Source organism: Ectothiorhodospira mobilis (assembly GCF_016584115.1).
Classification (GTDB): domain Bacteria; phylum Pseudomonadota; class Gammaproteobacteria; order Ectothiorhodospirales; family Ectothiorhodospiraceae; genus Ectothiorhodospira; species Ectothiorhodospira mobilis.
Genome location: NZ_NRSK01000052.1, coordinates 1 through 5,647 on the forward strand (window position 1 = coordinate 1; position 5,647 = coordinate 5,647).

The 5,647-nt window shown below is 71.5% G+C and carries 6 protein-coding genes; 1 reads left to right on the top strand and 5 read right to left on the bottom strand.

What is annotated here, in order from left to right:
• Positions 1 to 1,497: alpha/beta hydrolase (locus CKO33_RS12975; RefSeq protein WP_200182653.1), on the top strand; the 1,497-nt coding region annotated here is incomplete at its 5' end.
• 57 nt (positions 1,498 to 1,554) lie between these two features.
• On the opposite strand, the gene fni is transcribed toward CKO33_RS12975, so the two are convergent.
• The 5 genes from fni to CKO33_RS13000 all read right to left on the bottom strand — a co-directional run.
• Positions 1,555 to 2,640 carry a type 2 isopentenyl-diphosphate Delta-isomerase gene (gene fni, locus CKO33_RS12980; protein WP_200182654.1) on the bottom strand — a complete coding sequence of 362 codons (1,086 nt, stop codon included), beginning with the start codon at positions 2,638 to 2,640 and terminating at the stop codon, positions 1,555 to 1,557.
• 3 nt (positions 2,641 to 2,643) lie between these two features.
• Positions 2,644 to 2,910, bottom strand: a complete 267-nt coding sequence (locus tag CKO33_RS12985) for a hypothetical protein (RefSeq protein ID WP_242472637.1) — start codon at positions 2,908 to 2,910, stop codon at positions 2,644 to 2,646.
• A gap of 27 nt (positions 2,911 to 2,937) precedes the next feature.
• On the bottom strand, positions 2,938 to 4,125 hold the full coding sequence (locus CKO33_RS12990; RefSeq protein WP_200182655.1) for a geranylgeranyl diphosphate reductase: 1,188 nt from the start codon (positions 4,123 to 4,125) through the stop codon (positions 2,938 to 2,940).
• Between the two features lie 196 nt (positions 4,126 to 4,321).
• Complete coding sequence (gene chlG / locus CKO33_RS12995) at positions 4,322 to 5,200, bottom strand: chlorophyll synthase ChlG (RefSeq protein WP_439099450.1); 879 nt, start codon at positions 5,198 to 5,200, stop codon at positions 4,322 to 4,324.
• A 105-nt stretch (positions 5,201 to 5,305) separates the two neighbouring features.
• Positions 5,306 to 5,647 (bottom strand): helix-turn-helix domain-containing protein (locus CKO33_RS13000; RefSeq protein ID WP_274600769.1); only part of this gene is annotated, 342 nt, incomplete at its 5' end.

A 5,647-nucleotide genomic window follows, 5' to 3' on the forward strand; every position in this document is an offset into this window, starting at 1 on the left:
CCCATGAACGCCCCCCGCCCCCTGCCCCGCATCCTTCTGGCCCTGATCGCCCTGGCGCTGATCGTCACCGCCTGGTGGCAGGTGCTGGCGCTGGAGGAGGGGGTGCAGGAACGCCATGCAACCCGGGATGGCGTCCCGGTCACCCTGTTGCTGCCCGAGGGGCGGACCGGACCCGTCCCCGGCGTGGTGGTGGCCCACGGCTTCGCCGGGTCCGGCCGGCTCATGCGGACCTGGGCCCTGGCCCTGGCCGATGCCGGCATGGCCGTGGCCCTGCCGGACCTGAGCGGCCACGGGGCCAACCGCAAGCCCCTGGACTGGTGGAACGATCCGGACCAGTTCCGCCGCGATGTGCAGTCGGCCCTGACGCTGCTGGCACGGCAGCCGGAAGTGGATAACCAGCGCCTGGCCCTGCTGGGGCATTCCCTGGGGGCCGGCGCCGTCATCGCCGCCGCGCGGGAGGCCGATCCGCCCGTGCGCGCGGTGGTGGCCGTCTCCCCGGGGCCGGCCGAAGTCGACGCCACCCATCCCCCCAATCTCCTGCTCATGGCCGGGGCCTTCGAGGGCCCCTTCCGGGCGGCGGCGGAATCCCTGCTGCAGGAAGCCGGCGGCAAAGGCGGGGACATGCAACAGGGCACGGCCCGGGACCTGCTGATCGTCCCCGGCAGCGAGCATATCGGGGTGCTGTTCAGCGCCCGCTCCCACGACGCCTCCGTGGACTGGCTCACCCGCGTCTTCGGCCTGGAACCGCCCGCCGGCTCCCCCCCCACCCCCCTGCTGTGGTGGGTGCTGCATCTGCTGGCCGTGGTGGTGCTCTGGCGGGCCCTGGCCCCGCTGATCGCCGATCCCGACCGGCGCCGCATCGATGCCGCCGAGGCCGCCCGCCTGGGGCGCAACCGCCGCCCCCTGGCCCGGGCGGCCATCAGCAGTGCCGCCGCCACCCTGGGCCTGTACGCCATCGGCCAGGGGATCCACCTGGACGGCATCGGAGGCATCGTGGTGGGGCCGCAGTTCGCCCTCTGGCTAGCCCTGGCGGGCGGGGTCTGGATGCTTCTGGGCACGCGCCCGCCCGCGCCCCAGTGGCGGGATCTGGCCTGGGGACTGGCCCTGCTGGCGATCCTGGTGCTGGCCTTCGGGGCCCTGGGGACGCTGCTGTGGATCCCGTGGTGGCCGCCCCTGCACCGGCTGCCCTACCTGCCGGTGCTGGCCCTGCTCATCCTGCCCTGGGCGGTGGCCCTGGCCACGGCCCTGCAGGGACGCGGCGGCTGGCGGGGGTTTGGCACGGGGCTGGGCATCGCCCTGATCACGATGGTGGGCATGGGCCTGGCGGCCGCCGTGGTGGAGGGGATGCAGTTCCTGTTCATCGTCCTGCCCCTGCTGCCGGCCATGCTGGCCCTGCCCCTGCTGCTGAGCCGCCCGGTACAGCGGCCCTGGGCCGACGGGCTCGCCCTGGCGGGCTTCCTGGGGTGGACCCTGGCGGCCATGTTCCCCCTGGTGTGACCCCCCGCCCCGCGGTCTGAACCGGGGGCTTCTGGCGCAGGCGATCCCGCCAGGTGCCTAGGCCGAGGCCGAACCGGGCCCTCCCCCCGCCACAGGGGCCACCGCCCCCCGCAGGGCCGACAGGTCCGCGGCCCCGGCGGCGAACAGGGCCACCTGCAGCTCCGAAATCACCCCCTCCACCAGGGCATCCAGGGCCGCATCCCCCGCCTCGGCGGCCACCAGGAAGGGGCGTGCCATGGCCCCCAGGTCCGCCCCCAGGGCGATGGCCTTGGCCAGATCCAGCCCGCTGCGCAGACCGCCGCTGGCGATGAGGGGGACGGTGGGACTGGCCCGGCGACAGTTGAGGATGCTCTGGGCCGTGGGGATGCCCCATTCGGCAAAGGTCATGGCCAGTGCCCGCGCCCGCTCCCCCCGGGCACAGGCGGCCTCCACCCGTGCCCAGGAGGTGCCGCCGGCCCCGGCGCAGTCGATGCCATCCACGCCGCAGGCCCGCAGCCGCCGGCAGGTACCCTCCCCCAGGCCAAACCCCACCTCGCGCACGAACACGGGGATGCCCTCGTCATGCAGCCCCCGGCAGAGGGCCTGCAGGCATTCCGCCAGACCGCGGAAGTCCGCATCCCCGCCCTGCACCGCCTCCTGCATGGGGTTCAGATGCACGAACAGGGCGTCCGCGCCGATCATCTCCACGGCCTGCATGGCCTGCTCCAGGCCCCAGCCCTTCACCAGCTGGGCCCCGCCGATGTTGGCGAACAGCAGGATGGAGGGGGCCTCGGCACGCACCTGGAAGTAACGGGCCCGGTCCGGGTCCTCGATGCCCACCCGCTGGCTGCCCACCCCCATGGGCAGGCCCCAGCGCTGGGCCGCCCGGGCCAGACGCCGGTTGATCTCGTGGGCGCGGGGATCCCCGCCGGTCATGGGGGCGATCATCAGGGGTAAGGGGATGTGCCGGCCCAGCAGCCGGGTGGAGAGGTCCACCCCATGCAGGGCCGTCTCCGGCAGGGCGCGGTTGCGCAGTTCGAACCGCTCCAGCCCCGTGGAGCGGCGGTATTCCACCTCATCCGAGAGACAGGCCTGCAGATGCCGTCCCTTGGCGCGGGGATCGCGCCGGGCAGTGAGGAGGGTGGCGCCGGACTCAACCCCCATGGGTCACCTCAGGCGGTTGCGCAGATCGAGGAAATGGATCGCCAGGCTGACGATGAGCCAGAAGGCGATCCAGATCCAGGCGCCCCCGGTGAGGGCCACCCGCAGGGCCAGCAGGAGGGCCGCCCCGGGCAGCAGCAGGGCCAGCACGGCGGGGATGGAAAGCCCCCGACCGGTACGATGGTGGTACCCCATGAGCCAGCCCCCCTCCAGGGCCATCAGCACCAGGATGAGATCCACCGCATGTCCCGAGGCGAAGAATGCCGTCATCATGCCGCCCCGTTTCCGGCGTACCCGGCCTCAGACCCGGGACAGGCCCAGCAGATGGCCCATATCCTTGAAGAAGATGCGCATATGGGCCATGGGCTTGGCCCGCACCAGCTTCTTGTACATGTAGGCCTGCCAGGTGAGTTCCTGCACATCCTTGTCGCGGCAGATGGCAACGAAGCGCTCGCGCCGCTTGTCGCTGCTGTACCAGAAACGCTGCATGATCCCCAGGATCCAGAACACCTGTCCATGGGCCTTCATGAAACGCTTGCGGGCCTGCCTCAGGGCCTTGGCATCGCCGGAGGCCAGAAAGGCCTCCACGGCCCCGGCCGCCAGCCGCCCCCCCAGCAGGGCGTAGTAGATGCCCTCCCCTGAGGATGGCGCCACCACTCCGGCGGCGTCCCCCGCCAGGAGCACGTCCCGGCCGTTGTCCCAGCGCTTCATGGGATAGAGGGGCAGCGGGGCCCCCTCGCGGCGGATCACCTCGCAGCCGTCCAGTCCGGCGGTGCGCTTGAGTTCGTCCACGGCCCCCTTGAGGGAGAAGCCCTTATGGGCGGATCCCACCCCCACACTCACCTTGTCGCCGTGAGGGAAAACCCAGGCATAGAAGTCCGGGGAGAGGGCACCGCGGTAGTAGACATCACAGCGTTGCGGCTCGTATTCGGCACCGCTGTCCGCGGCGGGGGCGTTGATGATCTCGTGGTAGGCGGCCACCTGGGGGATGCGGTCCGCACCGGCCACCTCATGGCGGGCCACCTGGGAGTTGGCCCCGTCGGCACCGATGACCACCCGGCCCTGTACGCGCCGCTCCTGGCCTTCGGCATCCTTGTAGACCACGGTCACCCCCTCCCCTGGCCGTTCCAGGCGCTGGTAGGTGCCGGTGCAGACCCGGGCCCCGGCCTCCTCCGCCCGGCGGCGCAGCCAGGGATCGAAGCTCTCCCGGTCCACCATGCCCACGTAGCCCCCCTCGATGGGCATGTCCACCCGCCGGTCGGCGGGGGAGAACATGCGGGCCGAGCGGATCCTGGCCACGAGGATGGATTCGGGCAGGTCGAACTCGGTCATGGCCACCGGCGGGATGGCGCCGCCGCAGGGTTTGATGCGCCCGCCCCGCTCCAGCAGCATCACCCGGTGCCCGGCCCGGGCCAGGTCGGTGGCGGCGGTGGCCCCGGCGGGGCCGCCCCCCACGACGACGACGTCAACGCTCTCGCTCTCGGACATTGCATTCACCTGTCTACTCCGGCACATCCCATGGGGACGGCACGTTCAACGGAAATCCCCGCAGCCACAGGCGCTGGATGCGCACACGACATCGGCGCCCTGTGCCGGGGGCACGGGCCGGGGGAGGAAAGGGGGAGAGATCGGCCCGGGGCAGGTCCGCGCCCGCATGCAGCGGCGACCTGGACCCCGGGACGGCTCACGGCTGCATCAGACCCATGCCGCGCAGGGCGAAGGCGGTGACCATCATGCCGCTGACGTAGAGGGAGACCCCGGTGGCGTTGTACCAGGGGGCCAGGTCCTTGGGCCGTTTCAGCAGGCGGGCCATGAGGCCCACCTGCACCGCCAGGACGGCGGCCACGGCCAGGGCGAACACCGGCGCACCCCAGACCAGGAGCAGGCCGGCCACCGCCGCCTGGGGCAGGGCCATCACCCAGCAGGCCAGCCTGGCCGCCCGCTGGACCCCCAGCTTCACCGGCAGGGAACCCAGCCCCATGCGGGTATCCCCCTCCACCGACTTGAAGTCGTTCAGGGTCATGATGCCGTGGGCGCCGATGCTGTAGAGCACCGCCACGATGATGATGCGCCAGTCCGGGAAGACACCGGCCATGACCACCACGCCGGTGAACCAGGGGATCCCCTCATAGGCGATGGCCACGGCGGAGTTGCCCCACCAGCCGTTGCGCTTGAAGCGGGTCGGCGGGGCACTGTAGGCCCAGGCCAGGATCATGCCCACCACCGCCGCCATGAAGCCCCAGAAGCCCAGGAGGGTGGCCACGGCCAGGGAAAGCACGGTCCAGCCGATGGCCAGCCACAGCCCCCAGTAACCGGGCACGCGGCCCGAGGGGATGGGGCGGTCCGGCTCGTTGATGGCGTCCACGTGACGGTCGAACCAGTCGTTCACCACCTGGCTGGTGCCGCAGATCAAGGGTCCGGCCAGAAAGACACCGACAATGAGGAGAAGCCAGCGTTCCTGCAGGGGCACGCCGGCGGACACCACGCCGCAGGCATAAGCCCACATGGGCGGGAACCAGGTGACGGGATGGAGCAGCTGGAAGGCTGCGCGCGGATCAGGCATGGACATGGCGGGTAACTTATACGCGGCCCCGGGGATCGTCAAGCATCATTGACAGTTGTCTTGAGGGAAGGCATCAGGCCCGCAGGACAGGTCCTTGCGGGATCATCATCCACCATCCTCCGGGGCCGGATCCCCCAGGCCGTAGCGGCGTAACTTGACATAGAAGCTCTGGCGGCTGAGCCCCAGCATCTCCGCCGCCGAGGCCCGGTTGTTCTGGGTCAGTTCCAGGGCCGCCTCGATGCACAGGCGCTCGATCATGTCCGTGCTCTCGCGCACCAGTTCCTTGAGGGGGACCCGGCCCACCAGTTCGGTGAGTTGTTCCTCGGTGCGGGGCCCCTCGCGGGTGAACAGGCCGTCGTGGGGCAGCCTTGCCCCCACATCGCGGATGGTGAACCCCATGCAGGACGGCTCCACCCCGGTGACCGCCACCCCCGAGATCTCCACCTC

Bases quoted from the DNA above. Each gene is read 5' to 3' on its own strand.
- CKO33_RS12985 (WP_242472637.1), bottom strand. From the start codon at position 2,910: ATGATGACGGCATTCTTCGCCTCGGGACATGCGGTGGATCTCATCCTG.
- CKO33_RS12990 (WP_200182655.1), bottom strand. From the start codon at position 4,125: ATGTCCGAGAGCGAGAGCGTTGACGTCGTCGTCGTGGGGGGCGGCCCC.
- chlG (WP_439099450.1), bottom strand. From the start codon at position 5,200: ATGCCTGATCCGCGCGCAGCCTTCCAGCTGCTCCATCCCGTCACCTGG.
- fni (WP_200182654.1), bottom strand. From the start codon at position 2,640: ATGGGGGTTGAGTCCGGCGCCACCCTCCTCACTGCCCGGCGCGATCCC.